Genomic DNA, 12781 nt, shown 5'->3' with positions numbered 1-12781 from the left:
GGCCTTTTTTATTCATGAAATTTATAGACGAAGCTCGTATTGAAGTCATAGCTGGCCAAGGTGGCGCCGGGAGTGCCTCCATGCGCCGCGAAAAGTTTATCGAATTCGGTGGCCCCGATGGTGGTGACGGCGGTAAAGGCGGAAGCGTTTGGGCTACTGCTGATCGCAACATCAACACATTGATTGACTATCGCTACGCTAAAACGCACACTGCAAAAAATGGTGAGCCTGGTCGTGGCGCTGATTGCTATGGTCGCGCAGGCGACGATATTGAATTGCGTATGCCAGTTGGCACCATCATTTCTGATTACGAAACTGGTGAACCAATTGCTGACTTAACTACCCACGGTGAACGTCTTTGTTTAGCGCAGGGCGGTGTTGGTGGTTGGGGAAATATTCATTTCAAAAGCAGTACGAACCGCGCTCCTCGCCAGAAGACGAATGGTAAAGAGGGCGAGCGTCGTAAGCTCAAGCTCGAATTAAAAGTATTGGCTGACGTTGGTTTGTTAGGCATGCCTAATGCGGGTAAATCGACTTTGATTACCGCTGTGTCTAATGCGCGTCCAAAGATTGCAGACTATCCGTTTACAACCTTGCATCCAAATTTGGGTGTGGTGCGTGTAGGTGCTGAGCGTAGCTTTGTGATTGCCGATATTCCAGGCTTGATTGAGGGTGCTGCAGAAGGTGCGGGCTTGGGTCATCGCTTCTTAAGACACTTGCAGCGCACTGGCGTACTTTTGCATTTAGTCGATATTGCTCCATTCGATGAGAATATTGATCCGGTGGCAGATGCTGTTGCTATCGTGAATGAATTACGTAAGTACGATGAAGCTCTGGTTGAAAAGCCACGTTGGTTGGTGCTGAATAAAGTCGACATGATTCCTGAGGAAGATCGCAAGCAAGTAGTTGCGGACTTTATTAAACGGTTTAAGTGGAAGGGACCTGTTTTTGAGATCTCCGCTTTAACAGGTTTAGGTTGCGATAAGTTGTGCTACTCATTGCAGGATTACTTAGACTCTATTCGCAAGGATAGGGATGATGAGGATGAGCGTGCTGCTGATCCACGTTATCAAGAGCAAGCTCAGCCAGAAGATAAAACTCCAGATTAAGCAATAGTCATTTGGGATCCGTGTTTGATATGAATACTCAGAAAGCTAAACGAATCGTAGTGAAGGTAGGTTCAAGTCTGGTCACTAATAATGGTGAAGGCCTGGATCGTGCTGCAATCGGTATGTGGGCAGAGCAAATGGCTGCCTTGTTAGCTGCTGGCCATGAGGTATTGATGGTCAGTTCCGGTGCGATTGCTGAGGGTATGCAACGTCTCGGCTGGAGCAAACGCCCAACGGAAATTCATCAACTGCAAGCTGCGGCTGCAGTTGGCCAAATGGGCTTAGTGCAGGTTTATGAAAGTTGTTTTGCGCGCTTTAATTTACGTAGCGCCCAAGTGCTCTTGACTAATGCAGACTTAGCGCATGCTGAGCGCAATGCTAACGCTAAGGCGACTTTAGATACCTTGTTAAAGCTCGGTGTAGTTCCAATCATTAATGAAAACGATACCGTTGTTACAGATGAAATTAAATTCGGAGATAACGACAGCTTGGCTGCTTTGGTTACCAACTTAATTCATGCAGATTTATTGGTAATTCTGACTGATCAAGGTGGATTGTTTACTGCTGATCCGCGTCAAGATGCATCTGCCACTCTTTTGAGTGATGCCATTGCTGGCGATCCTGCTTTGGAAAAAATGGCTGGTGGCGCTGCTAGTGAACTCAGTAAGGGTGGCATGCTGACCAAAGTGCTGGCTGCGAAAGTTGCAGCTCAAACTGATGCTACAACCGTTATTGCTTCCGGGCGAGAGCCTCAAGTTCTACCTCGTCTTTTGGCTGGTGAGGCTATCGGAACGCGTTTAACCCCAAGAACTTATTAAAGTTGTTAGAGCATTTGACCAAAAGAATTGGTAGGCTTTGTGCCGCCAGTAAATCCATTTGGATTTAGTGACTGAATAATATTTTTGATGTTCTTCTCTTGGGTGTTGAAGCTGCAGAATGCGCCTTGGGCTAAAGCGGCTTGATAGCGATTTGGGGCGTGATCTTTGATGGGATTCCAGCTAGACAAGGGGTTTTCTTTCCAGGCTTCATTTTCAAAGGTCCCGTAGAGGCGCCACTGGAAAGAGTCGCAACGAATGCCTTCGTATTGGGTTTGGTTATTGCCGTTTGGGCTCGTGATTATTACTATGTACCGAGTAATACCATCGTTTCCAATCAAAATCGAGTCTGTATCTACTGCAAACTTAAAAATAGTTTGTTGAGAGACATAAAAAGGTTGAATAGTTGCCTGATTAGGAGGGTTCAGTGGCATTGCCGTTGCACCCTCTTTGAAAATCATTGGCGCAAAAGGATCGACTCCACTTTCTAAGGGGTCACCAGCACACCCTGCTAACCCTAAACTCAAGGCCAGAGCGAGGATGGAAAGTCGAGAGCTGCAAATAGAGAGTTTCATCATGGCTTACCAGTAGGTTTTGTTTCTTTGGATTCGTCTTCCTCGCCCCCACCATACAGGGATTGAAATAGATCGAGTGGAGATCCCCAGGCAAGTTGCTGCATTCGCATGCCGCGAGACAGGTAACGCGCAAGTTCGGAAAGGGCTAATTGGTAGACTTCGCGCTTGAAATCAATAACGGAGTCCAGTTGAATCCAAAAAGGAACCCAGCGCCAGGCGTCAAATTCTGGATGTTCAGTAGCGCGTAACTGAATATCGCTATCTAGGCCCACCAAACGCAGTAAAAACCAGATTTGCTTTTGGCCGCGATAACTTGCGCGATGGTTTTTGGAGGTATGTTGCCGACGCAAGAACTCCTCAGGGACGTCGTAACGAAGCCAGTCCCTGGTTCGTCCAATAATTTGGACATGTTCCGGTAGCAAGCCAACTTCCTCATGCAATTCGCGGTACATGGCCTGCTCTGGGCTCTCACCATGCTGAATCCCGCCCTGCGGGAACTGCCACGAATGCTGCCCAACGCGTTTTCCCCAGAAAACCTCGTTATGGCTGTTGAGGAGGACTATGCCGACATTGGGTCGATACCCTTCACGGTCAAGCATGAGATCGTGCCTCAAATCCTTTAAAATCAATGATTTGATTATATCCATACATGAAAGCTTCACAGTCATTTCTCGCCACGCTAAAAGAAGCCCCCTCCGACGCTGAGGTGGTTTCGCACAAACTTATGGTGCGTGCCGGTTTAATTCGCAAGCTCAGTGCTGGCATCTACAACTATTTGCCTTTGGGTTTGAAGTCCATTCGTAAGGTGGAAAACATCATCCGCGAGGAAATGAATCGCGCTGGCGCCATTGAGTTGCTCATGCCAATGATTCAGCCTGCAGAATTATGGCAAGAAACAGGTCGCTGGGAAAAGATGGGACCAGAGTTACTCCGCATTAAAGATCGCCATGACCGTGACTTTTTAATTCAACCTACTTCTGAGGAAGTGGTGACTGATTTAGCGCGTAATGAAATCAAGAGTTACAAACAGTTGCCGGTTAATTTCTATCAAATTCAGACGAAGTTCCGAGATGAACGTCGTCCACGGTTTGGAATTATGCGTGGGCGCGAGTTTAGTATGAAAGATGCTTATTCATTCGATCGCGATACCGAAGGATTAAAGAAGTCTTACCAAATTATGTTTGATGCTTACACTCGTATCTTCAAGCGTATGGGTTTGAAGTTCCGTGCAGTGACAGCAGATAACGGCGCCATTGGTGGATCGGGTAGCCAAGAGTTTCATGTGATTGCTGATACTGGCGAAGACGCGATTGTGTATTGCCCGAGCTCGGATTACGCGGCCAATCTAGAGGCTGCTGAATCAATCTCATTGATTGCAGCACGCGGCGCCGCAACTCAAGCAATGGCAAAGGTCACAACACCAGATCAAACAAACTGTGCTGATGTGGCAAAGTTTTTAAAATTACCACTAGAGCAAACTGTGAAGTCATTACTATTTGCTGCTGATCAAGAGAATGGCCCAGCTAAATTATTTATGGTGCTGGTTCGTGGTGACCATGAGCTCAATGAAATTAAAGCAAGCAAGATTCCAGGTATGGCTGAATCTCGCTTCGCAAGTGAGTCTGAGATTAAACAAGCCTGTAATGCACCGGCAGGCTACTTGGGCCCTGTCGGAATTGCTGCTGATGTAACCATAGTTGCAGATCGTACTGTTGCCAATATGGCTGACTTTGTATGCGGTGCCAATGATGCTGGTCATCACTTAACTGGCGTGAACTGGGGCCGTGACTTGCCAGAGCCTTTAGTGATGGATTTGCGTAATGCTGTAATCGGCGATCCTTCTCCTGATGGTAAGGGTGTTGTCGATATCTGCCGTGGTATTGAGGTGGGTCATGTATTCCAATTGGGTACGCGTTACTCCGAGGCAATGGACTGTACATACTTAGATCAACAAGGCAAAGCACAGCCGATGGTAATGGGTTGTTATGGCATTGGCGTCACTCGTTTGTTAGGCGCTGCAATTGAGCAAGGCAATGACGAGCGTGGAATTATTTGGCCGATTTCTATGGCGCCATTTGAAGTGGTAATCTGCCCAATGGGTTACGACAAATCCGAAGCTGTCAAAGCTGCCGCCGATCAATTACATGATGAATTGCTAGCTACTGGAGTAGATGTAGTACTTGATGATCGTGGAGAAAGACCTGGCGCGATGTTTGCTGACTGGGAATTGATTGGCGTTCCATTCCGCGTTGTGATCGGTGATCGCGGTCTTGCAGATGCTCAAGTGGAATTTAAAGGTCGTACTGATGCTGAATCAGAAAATATTCCGTTGGCAGAAATCAAGGCAAAAGTGATTGCCGCGGTTGATGCTGCTAAGAAACTGGTTTCTTAAGTTAAAAATCTTTTAACTATTATTTTTTAAAGAGTCCGCCAATACCTTTGGCGGCTCCTTTAGCTGCCATGGATGCCATGGTGCGCGCCATCTTGCCGCCTTTGAACTGTTTCATCATGGTTTGCATCTGTTCAAACTGCGCCAATAGGCGATTGACCTCTTGAACTTCGACCCCAGCACCAGCAGCAATGCGACGTTTGCGAGTGGCTTTTAGTAACTCCGGCTTCGCACGCTCTTTTGGGGTCATGCTATCGATGATCCCGCGCATGCGTTTTGTTTGTTTGTCGGCAGCGCTTAAATTGGTTTTTGATGCGGCTTGTGCCATCTGACTTGGCAACTTATCCATCAAGCTAGCCATACCACCCATTTGTTGCATCTGTGCCAACTGATCTCGGAAATCACCTAGATCAAATCCGCCTTTAGAAATCTTGCTCGCTAGTTTTTCTGCCTTAGCAACGTCGACGTTTTGTTGGGCTTGTTCAACTAAGGCAAGAATATCGCCCATACCCAAAATGCGGCTTGCCATTCTCTCGGCATCGAATGCTTCGAGGCCATCCATCTTTTCGGCAACACCAATGAATTTGAGTGGCACACCCGTAACTTGACGCACGGAGAGTGCAGCACCACCGCGTGAATCACCATCAAGTTTGGTAAGGATTACACCAGTAAGAGGTAGTGCTTCATGGAAAGCTTTGGCTGTATTGACGGCATCTTGACCTAGCATGGCATCAACCACAAACAAGGTTTCAATCGGATTGAGATTAGCATGCAAGGTTTTGATTTCTTGCATGAGCGCTTCATCAATACCGAGACGGCCTGCTGTATCCACTAAGAGCACATCAAAATAATGACGACGCGCCCAATCTAAAGCCGCAGCTGCAATCTCACTTGGTTTTTGATTGATATTGCTTGGGAAGAATTCAGCGCCCACTTGTTTGCTGACGGTTTCTAGCTGCTCGATAGCGGCTGGACGGTAGACGTCACAAGAAACAGTGAGGACTTTCTTTTTCTTCTTCTCTTGCAAAAACTTAGCCAACTTACCGACAGAGGTAGTTTTACCTGCACCCTGTAGACCCGCCATGAGGATTACCGCTGGGGGTTGGGTGGCTAGATTCAGTTCGCCGCTTTGGGAGGTGTCGCCACGCATGACTTGAGCAAGTTCACGCTGGACAACACCGACTAGCGCTTGGCCTGGACTGAGGCTGCCAACCACTTCTTCGCCAAGGGCTTTAAATTTAATTTGTTCTAGTAAAGATTTAACTACTGGAAGCGCAACGTCAGCCTCCAATAAGGCCAGACGTATCTCCCGCAGCATTTCAGTGGTGTTTGCTTCGGTGAGGCGAGCTTGCCCCCGCATTGTTTTAACAACACGAGATAGGCGGTCGGTGAGATTCTCTAGCATTTATCGATTAGACTTTCCAGATGGATATTTTAGGTTACTCAGGCTCGGGATGGCTCCCATCTGCACTTTATTTAATTCTTTTGGTCTTTTTAGGTTCGCGGCCAAAGGGAAAAATTGAATCCCCAGCTTTTACAGGCTTGGTTCAGGCATTCATCCTATTGATTTTGCTGGTACATGGAATTCAGTTGCACGACTCGGTCTTTACGCCCGAGGGGTTTGTTTTTGGTTTTGCTCAGGACCTGTCGCTAATTGCTTGGGTTGGCCTCGCTTTTTATTGGTTTCAGTCTTGGTTTTTACCCATCTCCAGTTTGCGCTGGCTGGTTTTGTGTTTTGCGCTGATTTGTTCCGCTTTACCCGCCATTTTCTCTGGCACCCTGATTTCTCCAAAGGCTGTCTCTGACCCTTGGTTTAAGGGGCACTTTATTGTTGCCACTATTTCGGTGGGGCTGTTGAGCTTGGCTGCGATGCATGCCATGTTGATGAGTATTCAGGATCGAGCGTTGCATCGTCAGTTGGCCATCATCCCAAATAGCCGGATTGCACATTGGCTAGAGGATTTGCCGCCCTTAATGACAATGGAAAGCTTACTGTTTAATTTGCTTTACGTGGGTGTTGCACTTCTCACCTTGACCGTATTTTCTGGGCTGCTCTTTTCGCAAACATTATTTGGTAAGCCGCTTGTTTTTGATCACAAAACCATTTTCGCATTGATTTCCTGGTTCTTATTTTCCGGTCTTCTAATAGCGCGTTGGCGGGTTGGCTTGCGTGGGCGCGTAGCCGTTCGTTGGGTCTTGAGCGCTTATACCGCCTTGCTCCTGGCCTATGTCGGCAGTAGATTTGTTTTGGAAGTCATTCTTCAGAGAGCATGACCTTTTGATTAAGTGGCTTCTACTATTTGCTGGCGCAGGTGTTTTGTACCTTTGGATAAAAGGGAAAAAGCAGGCAAAGCTCAACACGGATGAGGCTGCCAAGATCAAGGCTGAACACAGCAAGGTTGCCGAGCCAGAGGTGATTGTCCAGTGCCAGCATTGTTCAGTACATCTTCCAAAGTCTGAGGCAATAAAACAAGAGGATCGCTTCTATTGCTCGAGTGATCATCTTGATTGTTTGGATGCTCAGGGTTGGTTGGGCTCTTCCGCTTGGCGAAGCTCACCCAATCAAGATATTCGACCAGAAGGCATTGCGCCGGATTTGGTCGTGATTCATCACATCAGCTTGCCACCTAGCGTTTTTGTGGATCGCCGTTCCACCCAATTTATTGTGGATTTTTTTCAAAACAAACTGGATTCATCGCTGCACCCTTATTTTGAAGAGATTGCCGATCAAAAGGTATCTAGTCATTTCTTGATTTCACGCAGTGGTGAGGTTTTTCAGTTTGTTTCTACCCAAAACAAAGCCTGGCATGCTGGCGTTTCATCCTTCTTAGGTCGTGAAAAGTGTAATGATTTCTCTATCGGCATTGAGCTAGAAGGTGATAGTGACCATCCTTTTGAGGATATTCAGTATTCGGCTCTTGCTAAATTAAGCTCTCAATTAAGCGCTGTTTACCCCAATCTTCAATTTGCTGGGCATAGTGATATTGCTCCTGGTAGAAAAATAGATCCCGGCATTCAATTTAGTTGGCAAAAGTTCCAGGCAAAAACTGGCATTTCGGCCAAAAAACTACCCTTTGGTTTAGACCCAAGATAGGTCTCTAAAGTAGTATGTGAGCACACGCTCACTTTCTTGCCCTTTGCCTAAAAAGGGCTGTAAATTTCGCACCAAAATAGCCCCTAAATTACTGTAAAACTTAGGAAAAATACTTATAAATATTCGTCAGAAATGTCTTACTAAATTCAGAATATTTCCCTATACTTAGTAGCAAATGCGCTTCGAAACACTAGATGTAGTGTTTGAATACAGCAATACCCTATTGTTTTTTAACGATTTTTTGCCCAAATAACTATATATAAGCAGGAGAAATATGACATATGCCAACCCCCAGACAGCAGGACAGACTGCCGGCACAAACAACCCAGGAATGAATCCTTCGGAAGCTATGAACCAGGCCCCATCTGCTGGCTTTGTAGCTGGTGGAGTAGGTGGCGGCCAAGCCACCCAGTTATCTGACTACAAAATTATTCGCCGCAATGGTTCAGTGGTGGCATTTGAGCCATCCAAAATCGCTATTGCAGTTACAAAAGCGTTTTTAGCGGTTAACGGTGGTCAGGGTGCAGCTTCCGCACGCGTTCGCGAACAAGTAGAGCAATTAACTCACTCAGTAGTGCGCGCCTTGTTGCGTAGTCGCCCAAATGGCGGCACTTTCCATATTGAAGATATTCAAGATCAGGTTGAGTTGGCGTTGATGCGAAGTGGTGAGCACAACGTTGCTCGTGCCTATGTTCTTTATCGTGAGAAACGTAATCAAGAACGTGCAGCACAACAAGGCATTGCTCAGGAGACTCAAACCGCAACTCAAGCTGGTGAGTCTGGCATCAAGGTAACTGACAACGGTGTAGAGAAGTGGTTGGACATGGCTGCCTTGCGCACCATTATTGAGGCGGCATGTGAAGGTCTCGGCAACAACATCGATGCAAGTCCAATCATCACTGAAACCATCAAGAATTTATACGATGGCGTTCCAATGGCTCAGGTGTACGACTCTGCAATTTTGGCCTCACGTACTTTGATTGAAAAAGATCCTGCCTACAGCCAGGTAACTGCACGCATCTTGATGCACGTGATTCGTAAAGAAATTCTAGGTCGCGAAGTATTGCAAGGTGATATGCAAGCTGAGTACGGCACTTATTTCGCCAAGTACATCAACGAAGGTATTTCTGCTGAGTTGTTAGATCCACGTATGCGTGAGTTTGATCTCCCGCGCTTAGCTGCCGCTTTGAATGCCAGCCGTGACTTGCAGTTCAACTATCTCGGTTTGCAAACTTTGTATGACCGTTATTTCTTGCACATTGAAGATCGCCGTATTGAAATGCCACAAGCTTTCTTTATGCGTGTTGCAATGGGCTTGTCTTTGAATGAGCTTGACCGTGAGCGTCGTGCCATCGAGTTCTATGAAATCCTGTCTACATTTGATTTCATGTCCAGCACGCCAACCTTGTTTAACTCAGCGACGACACGTCCACAGTTATCAAGCTGCTACCTAACAACAGTAGATGATGATCTTGACGGTATCTACGAAGCGTTAAAAGAGAATGCACTCTTGTCTAAGTTTGCCGGTGGTTTGGGTAATGACTGGACTAACGTTCGCGCCTTGGGAAGTCATATCAAAGGCACTAACGGCAAGTCACAAGGTGTTGTGCCTTTCTTAAAAGTGGTGAACGATACAGCGGTTGCCGTGAATCAAGGTGGTAAACGTAAAGGTGCAGTTTGTGCATATTTAGAAACATGGCACTTGGATATTGAAGAGTTCCTCGAGTTGCGCAAAAACACGGGTGATGATCGTCGCCGTACGCACGACATGAATACATCCAACTGGATTCCAGACTTGTTTATGAAGCGCGTAATGGAAGGTGGAGAGTGGACATTGTTCTCTCCTTCAAATACTCCTGACTTGCATGACAAATTCGGTAAGGCTTTTGAAGAGGCGTATGTTGCCTATGAGAAAAAAGCGGATGCTGGTGAATTGAAACCATTCCGTCGTATTCCTGCGCAGCAATTGTGGCGCAAGATGTTGGGTATGTTGTTCGAAACTGGCCACCCATGGATCACATTTAAAGATCCTTGCAACATTCGTAGCCCACAACAACACATCGGCGTAGTTCACTCTTCTAACTTGTGTACTGAAATTACTCTGAACACAAACGAGAGCGAAATAGCGGTATGTAACTTAGGTTCTGTGAACTTGACAGCGCACATGACTACAGATGCGTCTGGCAAGATGATTTTGGATCACGAGAAGCTTCAGAAAACAATTCGCACTGCAATGCGCATGTTGGACAACGTGATTGATATCAACTACTACGCTGTTGCTAAAGCGCGTAACTCAAACTTGAAGCATCGTCCAGTCGGCATGGGCATCATGGGCTTCCAGGATTGCTTGCATATGCAACGTATTCCTTACGCTAGCGATGAGGCAGTGAAGTTTGCGGATTCATCTATGGAAGCAGTCTGCTACTACGCTTACCAAGCATCCAATGAATTAGCTGAAGAGCGTGGCGTTTACAGCACATACAAGGGCTCATTGTGGGATCGCGGCATTCTTCCGCAAGATTCAGTAGCCTTGTTGGCGGCCGAGCGCGGTGGTTACCTTGAAGTAGATAGCTCTTCCACAATGAATTGGGATGGTTTACGTGCCCGCATCAAGCAGTTCGGTATGCGTAACTCAAACTGTGTGGCGATTGCACCGACTGCAACGATTTCTAACATCATTGGTGTTTCAGCTTGTATCGAGCCTACATTCCAGAACTTATTCGTGAAATCTAACCTCTCAGGTGAGTTCACCGTAGTAAATGAGTATTTGGTGCGTGATTTGAAAGATCGCGGCCTTTGGGATGAGGTCATGATTGCTGACTTGAAGTACTTTGACGGTACTTTGTCCAAGATTGATCGTGTTCCACAAGATTTGCGTGATTTGTACGCCACTGCATTTGAAGTGGAGCCAAGCTGGTTGGTTGAAGCTGCTTCACGTCGTCAAAAGTGGATTGACCAAGCGCAGTCACTCAACATTTACATGGGTGGCGCATCTGGTAAGAAATTGGATGACACATACAAGTTGGCTTGGTTGCGCGGTCTAAAAACTACGTACTACCTCCGCACAATGGCTGCAACCCACGTTGAGAAGTCAACCGTTACAAGCGGTCAGTTAAACGCTGTATCCAGTGGTGGTGGTGTGAATGGTACTGATGCTGCAGCTGCACAAGAAGCTGATGGTCCAGTTTGCACAATGCGCCCAGGCGATGCTGGCTTTGAAGAATGTGAAGCATGTCAGTAAGCTATTTGCTAACTGATTTAGAAAAATAAGAATTAGGAGAGAGTTATGTTGAATTGGGAAGAAGAAGTTGCTCCTGCGCTAGCAAAAGCTGGTCTGGCACCGCAACCGGTAGTAGCTGAGCCACAGCGTCCGCAGCCAGATCAAGTTGCAATTGCAGCACCTCAAAATGTTGCGCCTGCACCTGTGCAAGCTGCTTCATTGGCTGGTGGCGCAGCATTGCGTGTGAACGCTGCCGATAAGCGCGTGATTAATGCCAAGACTGACGTAAATCAGTTAGTCCCATTTAAATATAAGTGGGCTTGGGAGAAATATCTGGCTGGTTGTGCAAACCATTGGATGCCACAAGAGATCAATATGAATCGCGATATCGCGCTTTGGAAAGATCCTAATGGCTTAACTGAAGATGAGCGCCGCATCATTAAGCGCAATCTTGGTTTCTTCACTACAGCAGATTCTTTAGCGGCAAATAATATTGTTTTGGGTACTTATCGTCACATTACCGCCCCAGAATGCCGTCAATATCTATTGCGCCAGGCATTTGAAGAGGCAATTCACACTCACGCATACCAATATATTGTGGAATCTTTGGGATTAGACCAGAGCGAAATCTTTAATGCGTACAACGAAATCGAGTCAATTCGCGCTAAAGATGAGTTCTTAATTCCTTATATTGATGTGTTGACTAACCCAAATTTCAAAACTGGGACATTGGAAGCTGACCAAACATTGCTGCGATCACTGATTGTTTTTGCTTGTGTGATGGAAGGTTTGTTCTTTTATGTTGGTTTTACGCAAATACTTGCAATGGGTCGTCAAAACAAAATGACGGGTGCTGCTGAACAGTATCAATACATCCTTCGCGATGAGTCTATGCACTGCAATTTTGGTATTGATTTAATTAATCAAATCAAGCTGGAGAACCCGCAGTTATGGACTTCTGCGTTCAAAGACGAGATCAAATCCATCTTCGAAAAAGCAGTTGAATTAGAGTACCGCTATGCAGAGGATACGATGCCTCGCGGAGTACTCGGATTGAACGCGCCGATGTTCAAAGGATACCTAAGATACATCTGTAATCGCAGATGTTTGCAAATAGGACTTGACGCGATGTTCCCAAATGAAGAGAATCCATTCCCATGGATGTCAGAAATGATTGATCTGAAAAAAGAGAGAAACTTTTTTGAGACACGCGTTATTGAGTATCAAACTGGCGGTGCGCTAAGTTGGGAATAAGAAGTTAATTAAAAAGCGCATGGCCGGCTAAATAGGAGATTAGACGGTTGGATAGTTTTAAAAGTCAGCAAAACCAGACTCAAATCCGAAAACCCTTGTCCAAGGGTGTCTGGGCTATTCTCTCTATTTTTTCCAGCAAATTTAAGAAGCCGTTGTCCTTTGGGGCCACGGCTTTTTTTCCAGGATTCATTAGCGTGCAGCACTTAGTATCAAGCCGCGCGCCGATGAATGGCTCGCTCGTCGGCTCCAAGCGGTTGCAAAACCAGGCGGAAATGAATGGTCGGGTCTTCTTAATCGGTAGTTTGTATTAATCCTCACGTGAAGG

Annotated in this window: 10 protein-coding genes and 1 pseudogene; 8 read left to right on the top strand and 3 right to left on the bottom strand. The window is 46.4% G+C overall.

Annotated features, from left to right (window positions below; all coding sequences use genetic code 11):
* Positions 1–14 precede the first annotated feature (14 nt).
* Complete coding sequence (gene obgE, locus ICN30_RS04800; RefSeq protein ID WP_216178850.1) at positions 15–1109, top strand: GTPase ObgE; 1095 nt, start codon at positions 15–17, stop codon at positions 1107–1109.
* A 29-nt stretch (positions 1110–1138) separates the two neighbouring features.
* Positions 1139–1921 (top strand): annotated as a pseudogene (proB, locus tag ICN30_RS04795) (glutamate 5-kinase); the annotation flags it as partial.
* An 11-nt stretch (positions 1922–1932) separates the two neighbouring features.
* Here the strand turns inward: proB and ICN30_RS04790 are convergent.
* Positions 1933–2502 carry a CNP1-like family protein gene (locus ICN30_RS04790; RefSeq protein WP_255533105.1) on the bottom strand — a complete coding sequence of 190 codons (570 nt, stop codon included), beginning with the start codon at positions 2500–2502 and terminating at the stop codon, positions 1933–1935.
* Positions 2499–3098: an RNA pyrophosphohydrolase gene (locus ICN30_RS04785; RefSeq protein ID WP_216273618.1), complete on the bottom strand. Its 600-nt coding sequence runs from the start codon at positions 3096–3098 to the stop codon at positions 2499–2501. Before ICN30_RS04785 ends, ICN30_RS04790 begins: the two co-directional genes overlap by 4 nt.
* Before the next feature lie 50 nt (positions 3099–3148).
* Here ICN30_RS04785 and ICN30_RS04780 point away from each other — a divergent pair, with 50 nt between their 5' ends.
* Positions 3149–4891 carry a proline--tRNA ligase gene (locus tag ICN30_RS04780; RefSeq protein WP_216273616.1) on the top strand — a complete coding sequence of 581 codons (1743 nt, stop codon included), beginning with the start codon at positions 3149–3151 and terminating at the stop codon, positions 4889–4891.
* A gap of 19 nt (positions 4892–4910) precedes the next feature.
* Here the strand turns inward: ICN30_RS04780 and ffh are convergent, their stop codons facing one another.
* Positions 4911–6293, bottom strand: a complete 1383-nt coding sequence (gene ffh, locus ICN30_RS04775) for a signal recognition particle protein (protein WP_216273614.1) — start codon at positions 6291–6293, stop codon at positions 4911–4913.
* 20 nt (positions 6294–6313) lie between these two features.
* Between ffh and ICN30_RS04770 the strand changes: the two genes are divergently transcribed.
* The 5 genes from ICN30_RS04770 to ICN30_RS04750 all read left to right on the top strand — a co-directional run bounded on the left by ICN30_RS04770 (position 6314) and on the right by ICN30_RS04750 (position 12767).
* A complete protein-coding gene (locus ICN30_RS04770) occupies positions 6314–7162 on the top strand; it encodes an inner membrane protein YpjD (protein WP_216273613.1) in 849 nt (282 codons plus the stop codon).
* Entirely contained in the window at positions 7116–7982 is an 867-nt protein-coding gene (gene ampD / locus ICN30_RS04765) for a 1,6-anhydro-N-acetylmuramyl-L-alanine amidase AmpD (protein ID WP_216273611.1), read from the top strand. The genes ICN30_RS04770 and ampD overlap by 47 nt, the downstream gene beginning before the upstream one ends.
* 274 nt (positions 7983–8256) lie before the next feature.
* Positions 8257–11223 (top strand): ribonucleoside-diphosphate reductase subunit alpha, encoded by a 2967-nt coding sequence (locus ICN30_RS04760; RefSeq protein WP_216273609.1) that lies wholly within the window; start codon positions 8257–8259, stop codon positions 11221–11223.
* Between the two features lie 45 nt (positions 11224–11268).
* On the top strand, positions 11269–12456 hold the full coding sequence (locus ICN30_RS04755) for a ribonucleotide-diphosphate reductase subunit beta (RefSeq protein ID WP_216273607.1): 1188 nt from the start codon (positions 11269–11271) through the stop codon (positions 12454–12456).
* 47 nt (positions 12457–12503) lie between these two features.
* Positions 12504–12767, top strand: coding sequence for a hypothetical protein (locus tag ICN30_RS04750; RefSeq protein ID WP_216273605.1), 264 nt, complete (start codon positions 12504–12506; stop codon positions 12765–12767).
* The last annotated feature ends 14 nt before the right edge of the window (positions 12768–12781 follow it).

Source organism: Polynucleobacter sp. 31A-FELB, assembly GCF_018882405.1.
GTDB lineage: Bacteria > Pseudomonadota > Gammaproteobacteria > Burkholderiales > Burkholderiaceae > Polynucleobacter.
This window is presented reverse-complemented; position numbering and strand designations above follow the sequence as displayed.

Excerpts from the sequence above, each read along its gene's own strand:
- obgE (WP_216178850.1), top strand. The coding sequence starts at position 15 with ATGAAATTTATAGACGAAGCTCGTATTGAAGTCATAGCTGGCCAAGGT.
- ICN30_RS04790 (WP_255533105.1), bottom strand. The coding sequence starts at position 2,502 with ATGATGAAACTCTCTATTTGCAGCTCTCGACTTTCCATCCTCGCTCTG.
- ICN30_RS04785 (WP_216273618.1), bottom strand. The coding sequence starts at position 3,098 with ATGCTTGACCGTGAAGGGTATCGACCCAATGTCGGCATAGTCCTCCTC.
- ICN30_RS04780 (WP_216273616.1), top strand. The coding sequence starts at position 3,149 with ATGAAAGCTTCACAGTCATTTCTCGCCACGCTAAAAGAAGCCCCCTCC.
- ffh (WP_216273614.1), bottom strand. The coding sequence starts at position 6,293 with ATGCTAGAGAATCTCACCGACCGCCTATCTCGTGTTGTTAAAACAATG.
- ICN30_RS04770 (WP_216273613.1), top strand. The coding sequence starts at position 6,314 with ATGGATATTTTAGGTTACTCAGGCTCGGGATGGCTCCCATCTGCACTT.
- ampD (WP_216273611.1), top strand. The coding sequence starts at position 7,116 with ATGTCGGCAGTAGATTTGTTTTGGAAGTCATTCTTCAGAGAGCATGAC.
- ICN30_RS04760 (WP_216273609.1), top strand. The coding sequence starts at position 8,257 with ATGACATATGCCAACCCCCAGACAGCAGGACAGACTGCCGGCACAAAC.
- ICN30_RS04755 (WP_216273607.1), top strand. The coding sequence starts at position 11,269 with ATGTTGAATTGGGAAGAAGAAGTTGCTCCTGCGCTAGCAAAAGCTGGT.